Origin of the sequence: Novosphingobium sp. PP1Y (assembly GCF_000253255.1) — a bacterium.
Taxonomy (GTDB): domain Bacteria; phylum Pseudomonadota; class Alphaproteobacteria; order Sphingomonadales; family Sphingomonadaceae; genus Novosphingobium.
In genome coordinates, this window is record NC_015580.1 from 2,723,961 (window position 1) to 2,744,971 (window position 21,011).

Sequence of the window (21,011 nt, forward strand, 5' to 3'; positions counted from 1 at the left end):
CCGGCGCTTTAAGGAATAGCGTGGGATGGTGGGAAATACGGCGCTGGCGGACAGGGTGGGATTCGAACCCACGGTGAGCTTGCACCCACGGCGGTTTTCAAGACCGCTGCCTTAAACCACTCGGCCACCTGTCCGTCGGCAAACGCGCATAGAGCAATGTCCGGGGCTTGCAAGACCTTGCATGGTGCCAAATGGAATTTGGCTTGCGGTTACTGTCCACCGGATCGTGACGGACGCCATTTGCAACCGGCCATGTTTGTGCGAGTTTCAAGAAGATGAAACGCCCATCGCTTACAAAATCGTTCCTGTCCAAATGCCTTGCTGGCGCAATCGCCGCGCTGCCTGTCATGGCACCGGCGCCGCTGCACGCACAGGTGCAGGGCGAGAGTTTTTCGGCATACCTTCAGACGGTTGCCACCCACGCCCGGCAGCAGGGGGTAAGCGAGGCGACGATCACGCGAACGCTGAGTGGGCTTACGCCCAACCAGCGGGTCATCGAGCTGGATACTGCGCAGCCCGGCCGTCAGTCGAGCCCGCCGCCCATGGCCCCCTATATTGCGCGGCACGTGGGCTCGAGCATCGTTTCGCGCGGGCGCTCTCGCTATGCGCAGCTCTCCGGCATCCTGCCCGCGATCGAGGCGCGTTACGGCGTTCCTGCTCCGGTATTGTTCGCCATCTGGGGCCACGAAACCAACTATGGCAGCTACGTCGGGGATTTCGACCTTGCGCGCTCGCTGGCAACGCTCGCCTGGGAAGGCCGCAGGCGTGACCTGTTCGAGGGCGAACTGATCGCATTGCTCAAGATGATCGACCAGGGCGTGCCCAGCTACAAACTGAAGGGCAGTTGGGCCGGCGCCTTCGGCTATCCGCAGTTCCTGCCGAGCGTGTACCTGCGACTCGCCGTCGATGGCGATGGCGATGGCGACCGCGACATTTTCTCCAGCCCGGCCGACACCATTGCCTCGATCGCCAATTATTTCCGCGATGCCGGATGGCGGAAAGGGCAGCCCTGGGGCGTGCGCGCTTCAGTACCCAGCGGCTTCAATGTCGGCGCCTACGCCAGCAAGCTTGCTGCCCCGACATGCGAGCGCGTGCATGAGCGCCACTCTCAGTGGAAGACAGTGTCGGAGTGGCGTGCGCTAGGCGTCGCCCCGCTATCGCCGATCGGCAGCGACGTCCTGGCAACGCTGTTCCAGCCCGATGGTCCCGGAACTCCTGCCTATCTGTTAACCGGGAATTATCGGGTCATCCTCCAGTACAACTGCTCGAACTACTACGCATTGTCCGTGGGGTTGCTTGCAGATGAGATTGCCCGTTAACCATGCCCTGCCGCTTGCGGCGCTGATCCTGCTTGGCGGTTGCATGACCGCTGGCGGCGACAGGCCGATACCGGTTTCCGCGACACCCGCGAATGGCCCCGCCGCCGACTATCCGGTCGTCGTCGGGGAGCCGTTCACCATAGGCGATACGACCTGGACCCCGACGGACCAGATGAATTACGACGCGGTGGGCTATGCCGGCGTTGCGGGCGAAGGCGTCGTCGGTGTCACCGCCGCCCACAAGACATTGCCGCTTCCCAGCTATGCGGAAGTCACCTCGCTCGAAACCGGCAAGACAATCCTCGTGCGGGTCGAACGCCGCGGCCCTATGGTGAACGATACCCTCGTCGAACTGTCCCGCGATGCAGCCTCCGAACTGGGCATCACGGCGGGGCAACGCGTTGCCGTGCGCTTGCGCCGGACAAATCCGCCGGAATCCGACCGGGCTCTGCTGCGTCAGGGCGAGCAGGCATCGGAGCGGATGGCAACGCCCGAAGCGCTGCTCAAGGTACTTCGCCGCAAGCTTGCGGATCAATCGCCGCTGCTTACGCCGCCGCCGATGCCTCCCGGTGCCGCACCGGACACTGCGAAGTCGGGAAGCCAGGTCCCCTCCGTCATGGCGGTTTCGGTTCCACCGTCCGAGCCGATTGCGCAGACCCAGCCCGTTCCCGAACCGAAGGCAGAACTCAAGTCAGGCCAAGTCGCAAAGGGAGATCATGTCGTGCAGGTTGCCGCGTTCTCCGTGGCGGCAAGTGCGAGGGCGGTTGCCAGCAAGCTCAACGGCCACGTGGCCACCTGCGGCAAGTTTTCCTGCGTGCGCATGGGCCCTTTCGCAAACCGTGCACAAGCTGCCGCAGCGCTGGAGAAGGCCCGGACGGCAGGCTATAGCGACGCACGAATCCAGCGCGCGGACTGACCGAATGAACCAGCTTCGCGCGCCGAGTGCCCCGATGGCCGCGCGGGAGAATACTGGTCTTGAAGTCGTTTCTGAAGTTTGCCGTCTCATCTCTTGTCGGCGCATCTCTTCTTACCGCCCCGGCGGCGGCCCGCGCGCCCGCTCCGCCTGCCGAGCTGAACTCGATCCCCGTTAGCCTGCTGGTCGACATCGGTTCGGGCCAGGTGCTCGTCCAGCGCCGACCCGATGTCCCGTTCCTTCCGGCTTCCGTAACCAAGGTCATGACCGCCTTCGTGGCTTTCGAAGAGATCGATGCCGGGCGTCTTGCCCTGAACCGAAAGTTCCAGGTCCAGCCCGAAACGAGCCGTGAATGGTTTGCAAAAGGTACGACCATGTACCTGACGCCAAACGATCATCCGACAACCAAGGATCTCCTCCACGGGATCATGACCGCTTCGGCCAATGATGCCTCGATCGTACTTGCACAGGGCTATGCAGGTAGTGTTGCCAAGTGGACCGCCCGGATGAACGCTGCGGCGAAGAGCCTGGGCATGAGCCGCAGCCACTACAATACGCCCAACGGCTGGATGGACGAAGGCCACACCTACGTCACCGCCAGCGACCTGGTGAAGCTGGCCGATGCGATGATCACGCGCCACCCGCAGCTCTATCGGGAGTTCTCAGGGCGCAAGCACTACTTCTGGCGCGATGTCTCTATGCGCAGCCACGATCCGACGGTTGGCGTCGTGCCCGGCGCGGACGGCATCAAGACCGGCTATACCCGCGAGGCCGGCTACAATTTCCTCGGGACCGCCCAGCGCGACGGACGCCGCCTTGTCATGGTACTGGCCGGTTCGCCAACTCACACGGTCAGGGACAAGGCCGCGCGCGACCTGCTCGAATGGGGCTTTTCCCAATGGCATGCGCGGCATCTGTTCGAACAGGGCCAGACGGTCATCGAGGCCAAGGTTCAGGACGGCGATGCCCGCGAAGTGCCCCTCGTCGCCAACCGCGAAGTCCATGCAACGCTGCCCAATGGCGAGGGCAACCAGCCGATATCGCTGTCAGTCCACTATCGCGGGCCGTTGCAGGCGCCCTTGCGCAAGGGAGAGCAGGTCGGCGAACTGGAAATCAAGGTGGGCGATCTCGCTCCTGGCAGGATCCCGCTCTATGCAGGACGCGACGTCGGAAAGGCCGGGGCGCTGGACAGGCTGGTGAACGGGATTATCAACATCTTCTCATGACAGCTGGACGTTTCATTGCACTCGAGGGCGGAGAAGGGGCCGGCAAGTCCACGCAGGCCTGCCTGCTGGCCGAGGCCTTGCGCGAACGCGGGCTGGAAGTCGTCACCACGCGTGAGCCGGGTGGGACGCCCGGTGCAGAGGCGATCCGCGAACTGCTCCTTCACGGTGACGGCGACGGGTGGAACCCGCGCGCCGAAGCACTGCTCTTTGCGGCCGCGCGCTCCGATCACGTAGAGAAGCTGATCCGACCTGCCGTGGAGCGCGGCGCCTGGGTCATATGCGACCGGTTTCTGGACTCCAGCAGGGCGTACCAGGGCGGCGGCGGCGGATTGTCCGATGCGGACATTCGCGAATTGCATCGCATCGGCAGTGGCGGCCTCCTTCCCGATCTTACCGTGCTCATCGAAGTGTCGCCCAGTGTGGCGAGTGCCCGGCTTTCCTTGCGTGACACCGAGGGAACCGACCGGATCGGCAGCCGTGACACCGCTTACCATGCGCGGGTCGCCGCCGCTTTCGCAGCCTTTGCCGAGGCTGAAACCGCCCGCTTCGCCCGCATCGATGGCGACGGTAGCCCGCAGGATACGCATCAGATGGTCCTGAATGCCATTGTCCCGCTGCTGGACATGCGGACATGAAGGCGGGCAAGCCATTTATCGGTCAGGACTCCGCCTGGGAGGAATGGCTCGCGGCAATTTCGTCCGAGCGCATGCATCACGCCTGGCTGCTGACTGGCGCGAAGGGTCTGGGCAAACGTGCCTTTGCACGTGCCGCCGCCGGGGAACTCGTCCGTGAACCGGGTGGCAAGCTGCCCGATGCCGATGCCCATCCGGACATCCATATTCTCGAGCACCTGCCCTCGAACGACGACGAGGCCAAGAAGAAGGCCGAGGGCAAGCCTTACCAGACCAAGCGCAACATCACGATCGACCAGATCCGGCAGATGCAGCAGCGCCTGACCACGCGCCCGACCTTGGGTGAACGCCGGGCGATCATCATCAATCCGGCGGACGATCTGGAAAAGAGCGCGGTCAACGCCTTGCTCAAGAGCCTGGAGGAGCCGCCCGTCGGCACCTATTTCCTGCTGGTCGCGCACCAGCCCGGGCGGCTCCTGCCGACGGTCCGCTCGCGCTGCAGAATTCTCAGATTTGCGCCGTTGACACCGGAGGAACTCGATGCGGTCATTCGCCGCGATGTCCCGCAGGCCAATGCCGAGGAGCGTCAGGCCGCGATCCTTGCATCGCACGGATCGCCCGGCGTCGCGCTCAACTTCGTCGAGCAGGACCTTGGCAACATCCACCAGCTCATGATGCGCATCCTGCGCGAAGGCGATGCCGACTTTCACTTGCGCGGCGCGCTTGCCGAAGAAATGGGCGCACGCCCCTTGCGCGAACGACAACTGGCCGCCCTCGAGCTGGCCCGCGCCGTTCTGGCCAACGAATTGTCCACCGGTCCCCGTGATCGCCAATTGCGGATTATCGACGCACACGGGACGCTGACAAGGCTCTCGACGCAGGCTCCCACCTACAATTTCGACGCCGGCCTCCTGATTATGGAAATTGGCGGGTTGCTGGCTTCCGCTGCGATGCCTAGAGAAGCGGCTCGCTAGCAACACCTGAAGAGAAAGTGCGACGCCGCATGGGCGAGCCCTATTACGTCACCACCGCCATCAGCTATCCCAACGGCAAGCCGCATATCGGCCATGCCTACGAGGCAATCGCTACCGATGTCATAGCCCGCAACCGCAAGGCTGAAGGCTTCGACGTCCGGTTCCAGACCGGAACGGACGAACATGGCCTGAAGATGATGCAGAAGGCGCGCGACCTCGGCGTGACGCCGGCTGCGCTCTGTGATGAAATGTCTCGGTACTTCAGGGATATGTGCGATGCATTGAACATCGGATACGATGTCTTCATCCGCACTACCGAGCCGCGTCACCACGAGGCGACACAGGAATTGTGGCGCCGCATGGAAGCCAACGGCGACCTTTACCTCGACCGCTATGAAGGCTGGTACTCGATCCGCGACGAAGCCTATTACGACGAGAGCGAACTCGTCGCAGGCGAGGGCGGCGAAAAGCTATCCCCGCAAGGCACGCCGGTTGAATGGACTGTCGAGGAATCGTGGTTCTTCCGCCTGTCGAAGTACCAGGACAAGTTGCTCGAACTCTACAGCTCCGGTGATTTCATCAAGCCGGAAAGCCGCCGCAACGAAGTGACGCGCTTCGTCGAAGGTGGCCTGCGTGACCTTTCGGTTTCGCGGACGAGCTTCGACTGGGGCATCAAGGTTCCGGGTAGCGAGAACCACGTCATGTACGTCTGGGTCGATGCTTTGACCAACTACCTGACCGGCCTCGGATTTCCCGATGAAAACGGCGACTATTCAAAGTATTGGCCGGCAAACCTGCATGTGATCGGGAAGGACATCGTTCGTTTCCATGCGATTTACTGGCCCGCCTTCCTGATGAGCGCTGGCGTGCCGCTGCCGCGCCAGGTCTTCGGGCACGGCTTCCTGCTAAACCGCGGACAGAAGGAATCGAAGTCGCTCGGCAATGTGACCGATCCGATCGGCCTTGCCGAAACCTTCGGTGTCGATGCCCTGCGCTATTTCCTCATGCGTGAGGTGGCATTCGGACAGGACGGTTCCTACTCGCCCGAGGCTATCGTCACGCGCTGCAATGCTGAGCTCGCGAACAGCTTCGGCAACCTTGCCCAACGCAGTCTATCCATGATTTTCAAGAACATGGATGGCATAGTTAAGGCCGGATTACCGCAAACCGAAGCCGATGCGGCGCTCTTTGCATCGGTCCGGGAAGGCATCGCGGGGCTGCGCAAGAGCTTCACCGACCTCGCCTTCAGTGACGGTCTCGAAAGCTGGATGCGCGCCGTCTTCGCCTGCAACCAGTACGTTGACGAACAGGCCCCATGGGCGCTGCGCAAGACCGATCCCGAACGGATGGAAGCGGTTCTCATGGTTCTGTTCCAGGTCGTGCGCGATCTCGCCATCGCCGTACGTCCTGTGGTGCCGACAGCGATCGACAAGTTGCTCGACCAGATGGGGCAGGGTGCAGATGCGCGCGACTATGCCGCGCTGGAGGCGGCCGACTGGTTCACCGCACTGGCTGCTTCGGGTTACAAGGTGGACAAGCCGCAGGGCGTATTCCCGCGGCTCGAACTGCCTGAGGAAGCCGCCGCCTGATGCTGATCGATTCCCACTGTCACCTGGAATACGAAGGTCTGGTCGAAGATCAGCAGGCCGTTCTCGACCGTGCCAGGCAAGCGGGCATTCGTGGCTTTCTGAACATCTCGACGCGTCAGTGCGAATGGGATCGCGTGGTCGCCACGGCCGCACGCGAGGATGACGTCTGGGCGTCGGTCGGCATTCATCCGCATGAAGCCGATCAGCATGCGGACTTGGGCGAGGGAGCTCTGCTGGAGGCGACTGCGCATCCCAAGGTCGTCGCCATCGGTGAGACTGGATTGGACTACTACTACGACAAGTCCGACCGCGATGTGCAGCAGGCCCTGTTTCGCACCCATATCGCCGTTTCGCGGCAGACCGGCCTGCCGCTCATCATCCATACGCGAGATGCGGAAGAAGACACCGTGCGCATCCTCGACGAGGAAATGGGGAAGGGGGGCTTTCCCGCTCTCATCCACTGTTTCACTGCCTCGGCCGATTTCGGACGCAAGGTTCTCGACCTGGGCCTGACGATCTCGCTTTCGGGAATCGTAACTTTCAAGAATGCCAAGGACTTGCAGGAGTTTGCAAAGGTCATTCCGCAAGACCGATTGCTGGTTGAAACGGATTCGCCTTTCCTTGCCCCAGTGCCACACCGCGGCAGGAAATGCGAACCTGCCTACACTGCCGATACGGCGCGCTTCGTGGCTCAGTTGCGAGAAATTCCGCTCGAAGAACTTGCTGAAGCAACTACCTGTAACTTCTTCGAATTGTTCAAGAAAGCCTCCGCGTGAAGGCCATTATTCTCGGCAGCGGAACGTCGACCGGTGTTCCCCGGCTTGGGGGCGAACACGGTGCGGACTGGGGCCTTTGCGATCCAGATGAGCCGAAGAACCGCCGCACACGGGTGTCGGTTCTACTGGAAAGCGATGCCGGTGGACGCATTCTCATCGATACGCCCACGGACTTGCGCGCCCAACTCCTCGACAATGAAATCCATCGTATTGATGCGGTCTTCTGGACCCACGATCATGCCGACCACTGCCACGGCATCGATGATCTCAGGCCGCTTCGTTATGGTCGTGCCGGACCGATCCCGGGTTTCGCCGCCTCGGAGACAGTCCGCCGCATGCGTCAGCGCTTCGGGTATGTCTTTGCTGGGCAACACGGGTATCCGACACTTGTGAGCCTTGATAACCTCGATAACATCCGACTTTGCGAAGGCTTTCGCGTAGACCATGTCCAGATGCCGCACGGACCCGCGCAATCGACAGGATTTCGATTTGATTGTGACGGAAAAACAATAAGTTATGCGACGGATTTGAGTGAGATCACCAGGGGAATGATCGACCTTTTCTACAAGTCGGACGTCCTGATCGTCGATTGTCTGCGCCGTGAGCCGCATCCCACGCATGCGCATCTTGCGATGTCACTTGAACTCGCTGAAGCCTGCCGGGTTGGCTCGACGATTCTCACTCATCTCGATAAGAGCATGGATTATGCGACACTTTCTGGGGAAGTTCCGGAAGGTGTCCAGGTGGCATACGATGGCATGGTGATAACGGCATGAGCACGGAAATGGTCGTCTCGATCATTTCCGTGCTCGGTGCATTGATCCTCGTGACAAGTAATGCACGTTTTCGCGAACTTGGCACGCGTCGCAAGATCCGGCTCGGATTGATCTGGGTCGCCATCATCATCGGCCTTATGCTGTTCATTCAGGTCACTGGGCTGCGAGTAGAGCAGTGAGTGACTCGCCGTGATGGAGTGACGGCAATCACGCACATGCTGCCGCTAAACTGACCCTAATTTTACATAATACATATTATCATCTCTAATGTCGATCAAAGCCGGATGCGCAAACCATGACCGAAACCCGCCACGCTCACCTCGATCGCTTGCTTTCGATCATGAGCAGGCTGCGCGATCCCCTGACCGGCTGTGAATGGGATCGTGCACAGAACTTTGCGACGATTGCACCTTACACGATCGAGGAAGCGTACGAAGTTGCCGATGCCATCGAGCGTGAGGATCTCAATGCCTTGCGTGACGAACTCGGCGATCTTCTGCTCCAGGTCGTGTTCCATTCGCGCATGGCCGAGGAAGAAGGACACTTCGCTTTCCCCGATGTTGCCGCCTCGATTGCGGATAAGCTCGAAGCACGCCATCCGCATATCTTCGGAGACGATACTTCCGATGAAAGCCAGACAGACCGCTGGGAGAAGCTGAAGGCGCAGGAACGGGCCGCCAAAGGTGCGGACAGCGCAATCGATGGCGTTGCCATGTCACTCCCGGCGCTCATGCGCGCGGAGAAACTGCAAAAGCGGGCGGCTCGCGTCGGGTTCGACTGGCCTGATCCGAGCGGTGCGGCCGAAAAGGTCCGTGAAGAGATGGCTGAGTTGGCCGAGGCTTCAGACGATCACATGTTGGAGGAAGCTGGAGACCTCCTTTTCGCCGCAGTCAATCTGGTGCGGCTAAACGGCATTGCCGCCGAGGATGCCTTGCGCGCAGCCAATGCGAAGTTCGAACGCCGGTTTCGCGCAATGGAGCATCTTTCGGCATCGGAAGGCCGGAATTTCAGGGATTTGGACCTCGATGCTCAGGAATCATATTGGCAGAAGGTCAAGGCTTCAGAGCGCCTGAAATCGGCCTAGTTCGCGCTCTGCAAGACGAACCTGCAACCGCAATAGCGGCCCCTCGCTGCCCTCGCCTGCATCATCTTCCGAAATGACTTCACCTCTCGCGTGCAGGAAGGCAAGCCTTTGTCCATCTGCTGCAGGAATCAGGAAGGAATAGACCTTGGAATCTGCGGTCAGCGCATGGCTGACGACTTCCAGCAGGTTTTCGCAACCTTCGCCGGTGACTGCCGAAATTGGGACAATCGTCTCGTCTTTGCGGTGAGCGATGGCTTCATGCAGCTTTTCGGCATGTTCCGGGCCCAGGAGGTCCCACTTGTTCCAAAGCTCGATGATCGGAATTCCGGGCTCGGCGCCCTCCTCCACGTCGTCGTCCACCACGCTGCCGAGCACTCCGAGGTCGCCCAGGACATCGAGGACCTGCCGCTTCTGGGCGTCCGTATCCGGATTGGCGATGTCGCGGACATGGAGGATCAGATCGGCCGCCGTGACTTCCTCCAACGTGGCGCGAAACGCCGCGACAAGCTGGGTCGGCAAGTCGGAGATGAAGCCCACTGTGTCAGACAGGATCGCCTTTTCAACGCCCGGCAGGCGAATGGCGCGCATCGTGGGGTCGAGCGTTGCGAAAAGCAGATCCTGCGCCATGACTCCGGCGCCGGTCAGGCGATTGAACAGCGTCGACTTGCCGGCATTGGTGTAGCCGACCAGGGCAACGATCGGCCAAGGCGCTTTCTCACGACGGTCGCGATGAAGGCCTCGGGTGCGTCGTACCTGCTCGAGTTCGCGCCGGATTTTCGCCATCCGGTCGCGGATCATGCGGCGGTCGGCCTCAATCTGTGTTTCGCCGGGGCCGCCAAGGAAGCCGAAGCCGCCGCGCTGGCGCTCGAGGTGAGTCCAGCTGCGCACGAGGCGGCCGGCCTGGTAATCGAGGTGCGCGAGTTCGACCTGCAGACGTCCTTCTGCCGTTGCAGCACGCTCGCCGAAGATTTCCAGGATCAAGCCCGTCCGGTCGATAACCTTGCGCTTGAGCTTTTCTTCGAGATTGCGTTGCTGGATCGCCGACAAGGAGCCGTCGACGATGATCAGTTCGGCCTCGTTCAGTTCACAGGCCGTGCCAATGTTCTGAATCTGGCCTTCACCGAATAACGTGCCGGCGCGCGGCTCGCGGATCGGAATTGCCACGGCATCGGCAATGACAAGCCCGATCGCCAGTGCGAGGCCCTTGGCTTCATCAAGACGCGCTTCGGGGTCGAGATCGCCCTTCCCTCGCATCTGCGGATAGACGACGAGGGCACGCGCCCCGCGCGTGACCTCGCCCTTGAGTTCGTCGTTCAAATCAGTTCAGCTTCACGCTCAATCTTCGGATTCTTCTTCATGCGCCTGAAGATCGACCGGAGTCACGGGTTGAATCGTCGAAACGGCGTGCTTGTAGGCCAACTGCACATAGCCCTCGCGTTCGAGCAGCATGCAGAACAAGTCATAAGCGGCAACGCGCCCTTGCAGCATGACCCCGTTGATCAGGAACATGGTGACCTGAACGCCGGCGCTGCGAATGCTGGAAAGGAACACATCCTGCAGGACGCGTGTCTTCTTGGAAGCATCGCCGCCACTGGCGAATTGACCGGCATCGACCGGGGTCGACGGCATGATCGTCGAGATCGCATGCTTGTAGACGAGCTGCGACTGACCATCGCGGCGCAGCAGGATCGAGAAGTTATCGAACCAGGTGACGATGCCCTGAAGCTTCACGCCCTTGACCAGGAACATGGTGACCGGAGTCTTGTTCTTACGCAGAAGATTGAGGAACTGATCCTGAAGATTCTGCCCCTTTCCTGCTGAAGTTCCCGCACTCACCGGGGCCTTCTCCGGTTCGGAAGCTGCTGCTGTTGCAGGTTTGGGTCGCGCAGTAAGCGTACGTCCAGCCATGTATTCGCTCCATCTTTTTGGCGGCCGCTAATGCGGTCCGCGATCTGGCCGTGGGATCCCCACGACCGTTACCGAATCAAAACCTACCCAGTTGCTGCAGTGCAGTAAATGCGAAAATATGTGTCAGGGCTATTACATTTCGTCCTCAGTATCGCCCTCGCGTCGCTCGGACATGCCGAGAAGCTTGAGCTTGCGGTGCAATGCCGAACGTTCCATTCCGATGAATGAAGCCGTCTTCGAGATGTTCCCCGAAAAACGCCGGATCTGGACTTTGAGGTACTCCCGTTCGAAGCTCTCGCGGGCTTCGCGCAAGGGCGCGCTCATCATGACCGAAACGCCGGCATCGCCTTGCGCGCGGTTGTTGAAGATTTCGGGCGGCAGCATGTCCACCTCGATCGTCTCGAGCTTCTCGCGCGGGGCCATGATGACGGTCCGCTCGACTACATTACGCAGTTGCCGCACGTTGCCGGGCCATTCGTAGGCCTGTAGCGCGGTCATGGCCTCGCCTGTAACCTTCGGCGGGGAGACTCCCTGTTCATTGGCGTAGCGGGCGAAAAAGTGGTCGACCAGCGCGGGAATGTCATCGCGCCGCTCGCGCAGCGCCGGAATCGTAACCGGCACGACGTTGAGGCGGTAGAACAGGTCTTCGCGGAAACGGCGCTCGGCGATTTCCTTCTCCAGATCGCGCGAGGTCGAGGAAACTACGCGCACATCGACCCGGATCTGCCGGGAACCGCCGACGCGCACGAAGGCCTGGTCTGTCAGCACGCGCAGGATCCGCGCCTGGGTCGACAGCGGCATGTCGGAAACTTCGTCGAGGTAAAGCGTGCCGCCATCGGCAGTTTCAAGAAGGCCAGGTCTTACCAGGGCCCCTTCCGCTTCCTCACCGAACAGCTCCTGTTCGAAACGTTCAGGGGTGATGCGTGCGGAGTTGACGCTGACGAAGGCGTTGCTGGCGCGCGGGCTCCAGGCATGAAGCAGCCGCGCGGCCACTTCCTTGCCGGACCCGGCCGGCCCCGTAATCAGTAGGCGGCTGCCAGTGTTGGCGACACGCTTGAGCGTCGCCCTCACCTGATTGATGGCGCTGCTCGATCCGGTGAACTCCTCACCCGTCGGGAAGTCCTGCTTGAGCTGGGCATTTTCACGGCGCAGCCGCTCTGTCTCGGTCGCGCGCCCGACGAGGTGGAGCAGCTTTTCAGCTTCGAAGGGCTTCTCGATGAAGTCGACGGCGCCGCGGCTGATTGCCGCCACGGCCGTATCGATATTGCCGTGACCGGAGAAGATGATGACGGGCAGTTCCGGTTCGCGGACCTTGATCGCATCGAGCACTTCCAGCCCGTCCATCGGGCTGCCATGCAACCAGACATCGAGGAGCACCAGCGAAGGCCGGCGATCGTCGATAGCGGCCAATGCCGACTCGCTGTCGCCCGCCGTGCGGCATTCATACCCTTCGTCGCTGAGCACGCCTGCGACCAGTTCGCGGATGTCGCGTTCGTCGTCGACGATCAGGATTTCTAGAGCCATGATCTCTTCTTCTTTTTTTTGCAGGAACTTGAATGGATAAATTGGCAGTGTCACTCAGCTGCCTCCGACTTGCGGCTCTGCGCGAGAGGATCGGTGGCGAAACGCATCGTCACTGTGGTTCCGCCACCTTCGGTCGGTGTGAACTGCATTTCGCCGCCATGCTCCTCGATGATCTTGTTGACGATGGCGAGGCCGAGCCCGGTGCCCTTCTCGCGGGTCGTTACATAGGGCTCGATGATCCGTTCGCGGTCCTGCGACAGGCCGATACCGTTGTCGGCGATGCGCACAACGATATGGTCCTCATCCGCGGTTACCGCGACGGCGACCTTGCCCAACCAACCTTCGGGCGCATCTTTCGCTTTTGATTCAATGGCCTCGATCGCATTTTTCAAGACGTTGGTCATCGCCTGGCCGAACTGGTGGCGATCGCAATCGATGGTTCCGATCCCTGGATCGCTAGAGAACGAGAACCTGATGTCGGGACGCGCGACTTCCTGCAGGAAGAGCGCCTGGCGCGTAAGGGCGACAGGATCCTCGACGCGGAAGACGGGCTTGGGCAGGCGCGCGAAGGAAGAGAACTCGTCCACCATCTTGCGCAGATCGCCCACCTGGCGGATTATGGTGCGCGTCAGGTCTTCAAAAAGTTCAGGATTATCAACGATCTGCTTGCGATATCTGCGGCTAAGCCTTTCAGTAGCCAACTGTATAGGGGTTAGCGGATTCTTGATTTCATGCGCAATCCGGCGAGCGACATCGGACCAGGCTGCAGTTCGCTGGTCGAGCAACTGTCGCGTGATGTCTTCGAAAGTGATGACATGGCCGGTGGCATCGCGGCTTGTCTTCACGGCAAGGGTAAGCAGTTCGCCATTGCGATTGTATTGCACGATGCCGGCTGCCCCGCCCTTCTCCACCAGATCGGCAAGGCTTGGCGCCAGTTCCGCCAATGCCATGCCTTCCGGCACTTCCTTGTCGCGATCAGTGAGCAGCTTGAGGGCCATGCTGTTCATCAGCAGGATCCGATCCTGCTCATCGAGCGATATGATGCCCGAAGTAACGGATTCGAGAACCGCCTCGATAAAGACGCGTCGTTCGTGAAGCTGTCGATTGACGCCCAGCAGCGCCTGGGTCTGCTTCTCGATCTGGGCGGTCATGCGATTGAACGCGCGGTTCAAGAGCCCGATCTCGTCAGCGCCCGTTCGTCCTTCAATTCGCAGCGAGAAATTGCCGCTGCCGACGCTTCGCGCGGCATCGACCAACTCGTAGAGCGGTTTGACCTGCCGGTCCGCGAACCTGAGCGCAAACCACACGGCCAGTCCGACAAGCGCAAGCGAGGCAACGAACAGCGCCACGTTGAAGCGCAGTTGCAGGACGCGGGCACGATTGGAGAGGACCTCGTAGGCCTGCACGATGTTCTCGGCGTGCTGCCCCTGACTGAGCGAAACAAGGTCATTGCTTCGCGCTGCATAGAGGTAGACGCCGGAATCGCGCTCGATGGGCACGACGGCCACGATCTTGTTTGCATTGGACGTGACCACCATCGGCTCGCCCTTTTCGAGCCGTTGCAGGACGTCCTCGCCAATGCGCTTGTCCTCGGAATTGCCTTCAGGATCGACGATGATCGGCGTGCGCTGGTTGCCGTCGGGGCCGACCTGGATGATCGCCGAAAGGCTCAGGTTCCGGCGATAGACCTGATCGGCATAGAAAGCCTGGAATGCCGGGCTCGCGATAGGGTACTCGCTGAGCATCGTGCGGGCGTCTTCGGCCATCGCAACGGATTCGTAGCCGACGTCGCGCTGGGTCTGTTCGTAATAGCCCCGGGCGAGCTTGTTGGCGTTTTCCAGCAACCCGCGAGAACTGTCAGAAAACCAGAATTCGACGCCCGACTGGAAAAGCCAGGAGGCAAAGACCACGACGAGAAGCGTCGGAACGGCTGAAATCAGCGAGAAAATGAACACGAGGCGCACGTGCATGCGCCCGGTGCCGCCGATGTGCTCTGCAGCCCTGCGCAAGGCCATGCGACGACCGAGCAGGACCAGGATAGCCATGGCCGGTACCAGCGTGCCGATCAGCAACGAGGCCGTGAGGTTGGACGGAAGGAGCTGTCCCTTGTCCGCCCCGTTGTTCAGCGCAAACCACGTGGTGGCGGTCATGATCAGGAACGCAACGACGGAGAGCACCTCCATCATCGCGAAGAAGTTCGCCCGGCGCGCCCCGACCTGCATCCGACGCCACCAGCGAGGCCATGCGCGCTTCTTTGCGGATTCCTCGATCATCGTTGCGCCGTTACAACACTACTGTTGCGGCGTCGCAAGAGGCTTTCCACCGATTTCGACTTATAGCCGACGGGTAAACGCCTCCGGATCGATTTCCAGTTCGCTCAGGCGTTTGCGCAAGGTGTTGCGGTTGATCCCCAGGGCATGAGCAGCGCGCAATTGATTGCCACCGGTTTCCTTCAGGATTTCCGCGAAGAGCGGACGCTCGAATGCGGCCATGGCGGATGCATAGATCGAGCCGTCGGCAGGCCGTTCGGCGGCAAGCCACTGCGAAACGGCAGTGTCGATATCGATTTCGCCTCCGCCCCCTGCCGTCGCGCCTGTCTGGGCCCCCTGGCTATCGGCGGCGAGCAGCGGAACGATGCTTTCGACGTCAATCGCATCTTCGCGCGCCAACAGGGCGAGTCGATAGATGAAGTTCTTGAGTTCGCGGACATTGCCGCGCCAGGACTGCTTGCGCAGCAGTTCTGCCGCCTCCTGCGTCAGCTGGCGCTTGGGAAGCCCCTCGTTCGCGGCATGCTGGAGGAAGTGGCGGGCGAGAACCTCGATGTCCTCGGGTCTGTCGCGCAGCGGCGGCATGCTGATGGGCACGACATTGAGACGGTAGTACAGGTCTTCGCGGAAGCGGCCGGCGGCGATTTCCGGCTCCAGGTCCTTGTTCGTCGCGGCTATGATCCGCGCATCGAGCTTGATCTCCTCGCGGCCGCCGACCCGGCGCACGGTGCCGGATTGCAGCGCGCGCAGCAGACGGGTCTGCGCCTGCATCGGCATGTCGCCGATCTCGTCGAGGAACAGGGTGCCGCCGGCGGCCTGCTCGAACTTGCCTTCATGCCGGGCGACGGCGCCGGTGAAGGCTCCCTTTTCGTGGCCGAACAGTTCGCTTTCGATCAGCTCCGCCGGAATGGCCGCGGTATTGACCGCGATAAACGGCCCTGTCCGCCGGTTACCCAGCTGATGGATCGCCTCTGCGACAAGCTCCTTGCCGGTGCCGGACTCGCCGAGGATCAGCACGGTAAGATCGTTGCGCAGGACGCGCGTGATCATCCGGAACACCGACTGCATGGCCGGGCTGCGCCCCACCAGGGGGAGGCCGTCGCCCAGCGGTTCGTCCCCATCGTGGACATTGCCCTGCCCGTTGCCTGCCGCCTGCCTGACCGTGCGGGCGAGTTCATCGATGTCGAAAGGCTTGGGGAAATACTCGAAGGCGCCGGTATCGGTTGCGCGCACGGCGGTATCGAGCGTGTTTTGCGCGGAGAGAATGAGCACCGGCATGTCGGGCCGCAGCGAACGCACCCGGCCGATCGTCTCGATGCCATCGCCATCGGGCAGCATGACATCGGTTACCATGGCGGAAAACGTGTGCTGCGAGAGCAGGCGATCGCGTTCCTCGATGGTCTGGCAGTGCTTCACGTCGAAGCCCTCGGCCTCGAGCGCCGCGGTGATGACGATGGCGATCGACATGTCATCTTCGACAAGCAACACGCTCATGCGCCGGTTCTCCACTTCATCAGTTTCTTGCGGGTCTCGCGGGCGAGCGGCAAGTGAAGCCTGAAGTGCGTCAGCCCCGCCTCTTCGTCGCGCTCATGGGTGATGCGCCCGTTCATGTCGCGCACCAGCTTGCGAACCAGTGGCAGACCGAGCCCCTGCCCCGACTTCTTGGTCGTCACGAACGGTTCAAAGATGTGGTCGCGCATTGAAGGGTCGATGCCCGGGCCATTGTCCGAAATGCGCAGTTCTACCGGCAGACGCACCGGCTTGCCGGAATCCGTCGTATGCAACTGCAGGCCGCTTGCGAAGCGCGTTCGGATCGTGACCTTCGGGTCATCGACCTCCCGGCACGCCTCCATGGCATTGGAAACGAGATTGATGATGACCTGGACAAGTCCGTCCGGACTGCCGAGTACCGCCGGGAGCGACGGGTCGAATTCCTCGATGAGCCGGACCGGGCTTGGCTGGGTTGCAGAGGCTGCATCGATCACGTCGATGGCGCGGCGCGCGGCCTCGTGCAGGTTGCAGGGTTCGACCGGCGATGTCGTGCGGCGGCTGAGTTTCTGCATCTGGTCGATAAGATTGGCGATGCGGTCGACTTCCGAGGTGATAAGGTCGGTCAGGGCCCGGTCGCGTTCATCGACCTTGCGGGCAAGCAGCTGCGCGGCGCCGCGAATCCCGGCAAGCGGGTTCTTGATTTCGTGGGCCATGATTTCCGGACCGCGCAGGACGGCATTGTCGATCCCGCCGGAATCGTCCCCAAGCGCATCGGTGGCGCTGTTGTCGTGGATCGTCAGCACCTGCCACCCGAGCGTATCGGCCACGGGCGCGACATTGATGTCGATCCGGCGGGCGCCGCGCCCTTTCAGCGCCACAACGACTTCGCGCGCGGAAACCGGCGTCTCGAAATCGTTGAGCCGTTCGAGCAGCCGCGGGTCGGAAAACGACATGACTTGAGCAAGAGTACTGCCGACCAGGCGGCGCAGCGACTGGCCGAAGAACTGTTCCGCCGCCGGGTTGACCGAGGCGATCCGCAAACCCGGCTCCAGCAAGATCACGGCATGAGGAAGGCTAGCCAGCAGCCGGTTGGCCTCAGGCAGGACCGTCCGGGATAGCAGGCTCATGCGGCCTGCCGCTCCCGGTAAGGGGCGTAGAATTCGGCAAGTTCGCGCAGAACTTCGTCCGGATCGGCGATGAAGTTCACCTTGTTGCGGAATTCCGCCGATCCGCGCACGCCCTTGATGTACCAGCCCAGATGCTTGCGGGCCATCTTGACACCGGTATCAGCGCCGTAATGCTCGAGCATCTGCTCGTAGTGGCTGCGGATGATCTCGTATTGTCCGGCGACATTGGGATCGGCCGAGACGGGCTGTCCGCGCCACCACTGCATGACCTGTCCGAGAAACCATGGCCGACCGTAGGATCCGCGCCCGATCATCAGCCCGTCGGCGCCGGACTGCTCAAGGGCCGCCGCGGCATCGTCGATGGTGCAGATATCGCCGTTGACGATCACCGGGATCGAAACCGCTTCCTTGACGCTGCGGACAAAGGCCCAGTCGGCCTCGCCCTTGTACATCTGGTTGCGGGTGCGGCCGTGGACCGTGATCATCTGCGCGCCGAGATCCTCGGCGATCCGGGCCAGTTCCGGCGCGTTGAGGCTGTCATGGCACCAGCCCATGCGCATCTTGACGGTGACAGGCACTCTCACCGCCTTCACCGTCGCCTCGATCAACCGGGTTGCCAGCGGGACGTCGCGCATCAGCGCCGAGCCGGCATCGCCATTCACGACCTTGCGCACCGGGCAGCCCATGTTGATGTCGATGATCGCAGCGCCCCGGTCTTCGACCAGCTTCGCCGCTTCGGCCATCTGTTCGGGTTCGCAGCCGACGAGCTGCATCGAGACCGGATCCTCGATCTTGTCCCACATCGCCTTCTGGATCGACACCCGCGTTTCGCGGATCGCTGCCGGGCTGGCGATCATCTCGGTGACGTTGAGCCCCGAACCGAACCCGCGCACCATCCTTCTGAAAGGCAGGTCGGAAACGCCCGTCATCGGAGCGAGCACGACCGGGCAGTCGATCGTGACGGGACCGACCTTGATGGGCTTGAGCGCCGGGGGCTGGGGCAATTGGGTCATAAAACGTGCACTACTGCCTAAAAAACAGGCAGCGCATAGTGGATTGCCCTCATCACGGCAAGCGATTACCGGCAATCGCGATGTCACAGGACACTTCATCCACTCCCGCGAATATCGGGCAAGGCCCTCGCGTCGCGGCCATTGTCGTTGCTGCCGGCCAGGGAATCAGGGCTGGCCAGCCCCTTCCCAAGCAATTCGCGAACTGGCGCGGCAAGCCAGTCGTGCGCCATTCCGTCGAAGCCCTGGCGCAAGCCGGCCTTGCCCCGATCCTGGTCATGGTTCCGCACGGTGGCGAGGAACTGGCGCGGCAGGCACTGTCCGGCATCGCAGGCGTGCAACTCTCCGTCGGCGGCAAAACACGCCAGGAAACGGTTCGGCTCGGTCTCGAAGTCCTGGCTGCCGACAAGCCGGACCGGGTCCTCATCCACGATGCAGCGCGCCCCGCACTGTCCCCTGGTGTCATTGGCAGAATCCTTGAGGCTCTCGACGTTTCGAAGGCCGTTATTCCGGTGCTGTCCGTGGTGGACAGCATCGCCCATTGCGAGGACGGGGCCTCCGGACCGGTGATGGGCGCCCCTGCCCGCCGCGAAGCGCTGCGCCGGGTCCAGACGCCGCAGGCTTTCCATTTTCCCGAGATCCTGGAAGCCCATCGCAACTGGACAGCCGCCACCGATGCCGGTGACGACGCCCAGGTCGCGCAGGCCCACGGCCTCGAGATCGCGCTCGTCGAAGGAGACGAAGCCTTGCACAAACTGACATTCGCCTCCGATTTCCAGCCTTCGGCGCCTCCAGTCCGGGTCGGGACGGGCTATGATGTCCACCGCCTCGTCGAAGGCGAGGAACTCTGGCTCTGCGGCATCCGGATCGAGCACAGCCATGGTCTGTCCGGTCATAGCGACGCCGACGTGGCGATCCACGCCCTCGTCGACGCCCTGCTCGGCGCGATCGGTGCGGGCGACATCGGCCAGCACTTCCCGCCCAGCGATCCACAGTGGCGCGGGGTGTCGTCGGACAGATTTCTCACCCATGCGGGCAAACTCGTAGCCAATGCGGGCTATTGCCTTGGAAATGCTGACATCACCATCATATGTGAATCACCGAGGCTCGGACCGCACCGCGATGCCATGCGCTCCCGCCTCGCCGACATACTGAACGTCGATCCCGCCGTGATCGCCGTCAAGGCCACTACGACGGAGAAGCTCGGGTTCACCGGGCGCTCCGAGGGCATTGCCGCGCAGGCCGCCGTCTGCCTGTGCCGCATGTGAAGGGACGATCATGAGAAAAGGTACGAAAGCTGCGGTGAGCGCGATGGCAACGATGCTGGCCCTTGCTCCGGGCATGGCCGCAGCCGCGCAGCCCGTCTGCCTGAGCAAGACCGAAGCCCGCTCGCTGCTGACTTACGCCCTGCCGCAGGTCATCAGCGGGACAGGTAAGCGGTGTCAATCGCAGTTGCCCGCCAGTTCCTATCTGCGGACCCACGGCGCGGAACTGCAGGCGCGGTACGCCGCGCAGAAGAGCCGTTACTGGCCCGATGCGCGTGCTGCCTTCCTGAAACTGAGCAGTGCAAAAGACGCGCAGTTCGGTGAACTCACCCGCAAGCTTCCCGATGAGTCGCTGCGGCCGATGGTCGATATCGCCGTCGAAGGGATGGTTGAGCAGAACATCAAGCTCAAATCATGCGACAAGATCGATCTTGCGCTGGACCTGCTGTCCCCGCTTCCGCCCGAGAATACCGCTGGCCTGATAGCGCTGTTCGTCGAAATCGGCGCGCAAGCGGGCCGAAGTGCCGCGCAGGCCGCCGACAAGCCGGCAAGCCTTGGCGGCTTTGCCATCTGTGAGAGCTGACATGGGCAAGAACGTACTTTTTCCGCAAGACCTCTACGATCTCGCAGAGCGCGTCATAACCGAGAACAAGGCGATCGGGCGTATGGTCGCCCTTGCCGAGAGCTGCACAGGCGGACTTGTCTGCGCGGCATTGACCGAAGTTCCCGGTTCGTCTGCCGTCCTCGATCGCGGGTTTGTGACCTATTCGAACGAATCCAAGCAGGAGCTGCTCGGCGTTCAGGACGACATTCTCGAAACTTTCGGCGCCGTTTCGCCCGCAACCGCCTGGGCCATGGCGCAAGGAGCGATCCGCGAGAGCCGGGCCGATATAGCCGTCGCCATCAGCGGCGTTGCGGGTCCGGAGGGTGGCTCTGACATGAAGCCGGTCGGAACCGTCGTCTTCGCCTGCGCCATTCGCGGCGAGGAGGAAGTCAACGCCGAACAGAAGCTCATCGAGGGCAAGACCCGCGCCGAGATCCGGCATCAGGCGGCCATCGTCGCTCTCGAACTCTTGCTCCCGAAGGTCGACTGAATCCGCGGATGCCTGCGGCCTGCGGACATTTCGGTT

Annotated in this window: 20 protein-coding genes and 1 tRNA gene; 13 read left to right on the forward strand and 8 right to left on the reverse strand. The window is 62.0% G+C overall.

Annotated features, from left to right (window positions below):
• Positions 1-44: 44 nt before the first annotated feature.
• Positions 45-134: transfer RNA gene (locus tag PP1Y_RS18880), tRNA-Ser, on the reverse strand.
• A 141-nt stretch (positions 135-275) separates the two neighbouring features.
• On the opposite strand from PP1Y_RS18880, the gene PP1Y_RS18885 reads away from it, so the two are divergent.
• The 10 genes from PP1Y_RS18885 to mazG all read left to right on the forward strand — a co-directional run bounded on the left by PP1Y_RS18885 (position 276) and on the right by mazG (position 9,289).
• Positions 276-1,319, forward strand: coding sequence for a lytic transglycosylase domain-containing protein (locus PP1Y_RS18885; protein WP_013833651.1), 1,044 nt, complete (start codon positions 276-278; stop codon positions 1,317-1,319).
• Positions 1,303-2,235, forward strand: a complete 933-nt coding sequence (locus tag PP1Y_RS18890) for a septal ring lytic transglycosylase RlpA family protein (protein ID WP_041559001.1) — start codon at positions 1,303-1,305, stop codon at positions 2,233-2,235. Before PP1Y_RS18885 ends, PP1Y_RS18890 begins: the two co-directional genes overlap by 17 nt.
• Positions 2,236-2,294: 59 nt before the next feature.
• Positions 2,295-3,458, forward strand: a complete 1,164-nt coding sequence (locus PP1Y_RS18895) for a D-alanyl-D-alanine carboxypeptidase family protein (protein ID WP_041559002.1) — start codon at positions 2,295-2,297, stop codon at positions 3,456-3,458.
• The gene (gene tmk, locus PP1Y_RS18900) at positions 3,455-4,093 is read left to right on the forward strand and encodes a dTMP kinase (protein ID WP_013833654.1); all 639 of its coding nucleotides are present in this window, start codon (positions 3,455-3,457) and stop codon (positions 4,091-4,093) included. Before PP1Y_RS18895 ends, tmk begins: the two co-directional genes overlap by 4 nt.
• Entirely contained in the window at positions 4,090-5,064 is a 975-nt protein-coding gene (locus tag PP1Y_RS18905) for a DNA polymerase III subunit delta' (RefSeq protein WP_007015235.1), read from the forward strand. Before tmk ends, PP1Y_RS18905 begins: the two co-directional genes overlap by 4 nt.
• A gap of 29 nt (positions 5,065-5,093) precedes the next feature.
• Positions 5,094-6,653 (forward strand): methionine--tRNA ligase, encoded by a 1,560-nt coding sequence (gene metG, locus PP1Y_RS18910; RefSeq protein ID WP_007015234.1) that lies wholly within the window; start codon positions 5,094-5,096, stop codon positions 6,651-6,653.
• Positions 6,653-7,429 (forward strand): TatD family hydrolase, encoded by a 777-nt coding sequence (locus PP1Y_RS18915; protein WP_013833655.1) that lies wholly within the window; start codon positions 6,653-6,655, stop codon positions 7,427-7,429. The genes metG and PP1Y_RS18915 overlap by 1 nt, the downstream gene beginning before the upstream one ends.
• Complete coding sequence (locus PP1Y_RS18920; protein ID WP_013833656.1) at positions 7,426-8,205, forward strand: MBL fold metallo-hydrolase; 780 nt, start codon at positions 7,426-7,428, stop codon at positions 8,203-8,205. Before PP1Y_RS18915 ends, PP1Y_RS18920 begins: the two co-directional genes overlap by 4 nt.
• Positions 8,202-8,384 (forward strand): hypothetical protein, encoded by a 183-nt coding sequence (locus PP1Y_RS18925; RefSeq protein WP_041559003.1) that lies wholly within the window; start codon positions 8,202-8,204, stop codon positions 8,382-8,384. The genes PP1Y_RS18920 and PP1Y_RS18925 overlap by 4 nt, the downstream gene beginning before the upstream one ends.
• Before the next feature lie 116 nt (positions 8,385-8,500).
• Positions 8,501-9,289, forward strand: a complete 789-nt coding sequence (gene mazG / locus PP1Y_RS18930; protein WP_013833657.1) for a nucleoside triphosphate pyrophosphohydrolase — start codon at positions 8,501-8,503, stop codon at positions 9,287-9,289.
• On the opposite strand, the gene hflX is transcribed toward mazG, so the two are convergent.
• The 7 genes from hflX to dusB form a co-directional block, all read right to left on the reverse strand.
• Positions 9,266-10,606: a GTPase HflX gene (gene hflX, locus PP1Y_RS18935; protein WP_041559004.1), complete on the reverse strand. Its 1,341-nt coding sequence runs from the start codon at positions 10,604-10,606 to the stop codon at positions 9,266-9,268. The two genes, mazG and hflX, sit on opposite strands and share 24 nt — an antisense overlap.
• Positions 10,607-10,624: 18 nt before the next feature.
• Positions 10,625-11,197: an RNA chaperone Hfq gene (hfq, locus tag PP1Y_RS18940; protein WP_013833659.1), complete on the reverse strand. Its 573-nt coding sequence runs from the start codon at positions 11,195-11,197 to the stop codon at positions 10,625-10,627.
• A 132-nt stretch (positions 11,198-11,329) separates the two neighbouring features.
• Positions 11,330-12,721 (reverse strand): sigma-54 dependent transcriptional regulator, encoded by a 1,392-nt coding sequence (locus PP1Y_RS18945; protein ID WP_013833660.1) that lies wholly within the window; start codon positions 12,719-12,721, stop codon positions 11,330-11,332.
• A 50-nt stretch (positions 12,722-12,771) separates the two neighbouring features.
• Complete coding sequence (locus PP1Y_RS18950; RefSeq protein WP_013833661.1) at positions 12,772-14,943, reverse strand: HAMP domain-containing histidine kinase; 2,172 nt, start codon at positions 14,941-14,943, stop codon at positions 12,772-12,774.
• 111 nt (positions 14,944-15,054) lie between these two features.
• Positions 15,055-16,482, reverse strand: coding sequence for a sigma-54 dependent transcriptional regulator (locus PP1Y_RS18955; protein WP_013833662.1), 1,428 nt, complete (start codon positions 16,480-16,482; stop codon positions 15,055-15,057).
• The gene (locus PP1Y_RS18960) at positions 16,479-17,606 is read right to left on the reverse strand and encodes a nitrogen regulation protein NR(II) (protein WP_013833663.1); all 1,128 of its coding nucleotides are present in this window, start codon (positions 17,604-17,606) and stop codon (positions 16,479-16,481) included. The genes PP1Y_RS18955 and PP1Y_RS18960 overlap by 4 nt, the downstream gene beginning before the upstream one ends.
• Positions 17,603-18,619, reverse strand: a complete 1,017-nt coding sequence (gene dusB / locus PP1Y_RS18965; RefSeq protein ID WP_013833664.1) for a tRNA dihydrouridine synthase DusB — start codon at positions 18,617-18,619, stop codon at positions 17,603-17,605. Before dusB ends, PP1Y_RS18960 begins: the two co-directional genes overlap by 4 nt.
• 80 nt (positions 18,620-18,699) lie before the next feature.
• Here dusB and PP1Y_RS18970 point away from each other — a divergent pair, with 80 nt between their 5' ends.
• The 3 genes from PP1Y_RS18970 to PP1Y_RS18980 are packed head-to-tail and all read left to right on the forward strand — an operon-like array spanning position 18,700 to position 20,975.
• The gene (locus tag PP1Y_RS18970) at positions 18,700-19,884 is read left to right on the forward strand and encodes a bifunctional 2-C-methyl-D-erythritol 4-phosphate cytidylyltransferase/2-C-methyl-D-erythritol 2,4-cyclodiphosphate synthase (RefSeq protein ID WP_013833665.1); all 1,185 of its coding nucleotides are present in this window, start codon (positions 18,700-18,702) and stop codon (positions 19,882-19,884) included.
• A 10-nt stretch (positions 19,885-19,894) separates the two neighbouring features.
• On the forward strand, positions 19,895-20,464 hold the full coding sequence (locus PP1Y_RS18975) for a hypothetical protein (RefSeq protein WP_041559005.1): 570 nt from the start codon (positions 19,895-19,897) through the stop codon (positions 20,462-20,464).
• A gap of 1 nt (position 20,465) precedes the next feature.
• Entirely contained in the window at positions 20,466-20,975 is a 510-nt protein-coding gene (locus PP1Y_RS18980) for a CinA family protein (RefSeq protein WP_007015220.1), read from the forward strand.
• The last annotated feature ends 36 nt before the right edge of the window (positions 20,976-21,011 follow it).

What these genes read in the sequence shown, in the direction of transcription:
- PP1Y_RS18905 (WP_007015235.1), top strand. Translation starts at nt 4,090, where the DNA reads ATGAAGGCGGGCAAGCCATTTATCGGTCAGGACTCCGCCTGGGAGGAA.
- PP1Y_RS18890 (WP_041559001.1), top strand. Translation starts at nt 1,303, where the DNA reads ATGAGATTGCCCGTTAACCATGCCCTGCCGCTTGCGGCGCTGATCCTG.
- PP1Y_RS18950 (WP_013833661.1), bottom strand. Translation starts at nt 14,943, where the DNA reads ATGCAGGTCGGGGCGCGCCGGGCGAACTTCTTCGCGATGATGGAGGTG.
- PP1Y_RS18945 (WP_013833660.1), bottom strand. Translation starts at nt 12,721, where the DNA reads ATGGCTCTAGAAATCCTGATCGTCGACGACGAACGCGACATCCGCGAA.
- PP1Y_RS18925 (WP_041559003.1), top strand. Translation starts at nt 8,202, where the DNA reads ATGAGCACGGAAATGGTCGTCTCGATCATTTCCGTGCTCGGTGCATTG.
- metG (WP_007015234.1), top strand. Translation starts at nt 5,094, where the DNA reads ATGGGCGAGCCCTATTACGTCACCACCGCCATCAGCTATCCCAACGGC.
- tmk (WP_013833654.1), top strand. Translation starts at nt 3,455, where the DNA reads ATGACAGCTGGACGTTTCATTGCACTCGAGGGCGGAGAAGGGGCCGGC.
- PP1Y_RS18885 (WP_013833651.1), top strand. Translation starts at nt 276, where the DNA reads ATGAAACGCCCATCGCTTACAAAATCGTTCCTGTCCAAATGCCTTGCT.
- PP1Y_RS18980 (WP_007015220.1), top strand. Translation starts at nt 20,466, where the DNA reads ATGGGCAAGAACGTACTTTTTCCGCAAGACCTCTACGATCTCGCAGAG.
- PP1Y_RS18970 (WP_013833665.1), top strand. Translation starts at nt 18,700, where the DNA reads ATGTCACAGGACACTTCATCCACTCCCGCGAATATCGGGCAAGGCCCT.
- hfq (WP_013833659.1), bottom strand. Translation starts at nt 11,197, where the DNA reads ATGGCTGGACGTACGCTTACTGCGCGACCCAAACCTGCAACAGCAGCA.
- PP1Y_RS18975 (WP_041559005.1), top strand. Translation starts at nt 19,895, where the DNA reads ATGAGAAAAGGTACGAAAGCTGCGGTGAGCGCGATGGCAACGATGCTG.
- PP1Y_RS18955 (WP_013833662.1), bottom strand. Translation starts at nt 16,482, where the DNA reads ATGAGCGTGTTGCTTGTCGAAGATGACATGTCGATCGCCATCGTCATC.
- dusB (WP_013833664.1), bottom strand. Translation starts at nt 18,619, where the DNA reads ATGACCCAATTGCCCCAGCCCCCGGCGCTCAAGCCCATCAAGGTCGGT.
- PP1Y_RS18915 (WP_013833655.1), top strand. Translation starts at nt 6,653, where the DNA reads ATGCTGATCGATTCCCACTGTCACCTGGAATACGAAGGTCTGGTCGAA.
- mazG (WP_013833657.1), top strand. Translation starts at nt 8,501, where the DNA reads ATGACCGAAACCCGCCACGCTCACCTCGATCGCTTGCTTTCGATCATG.
- PP1Y_RS18960 (WP_013833663.1), bottom strand. Translation starts at nt 17,606, where the DNA reads ATGAGCCTGCTATCCCGGACGGTCCTGCCTGAGGCCAACCGGCTGCTG.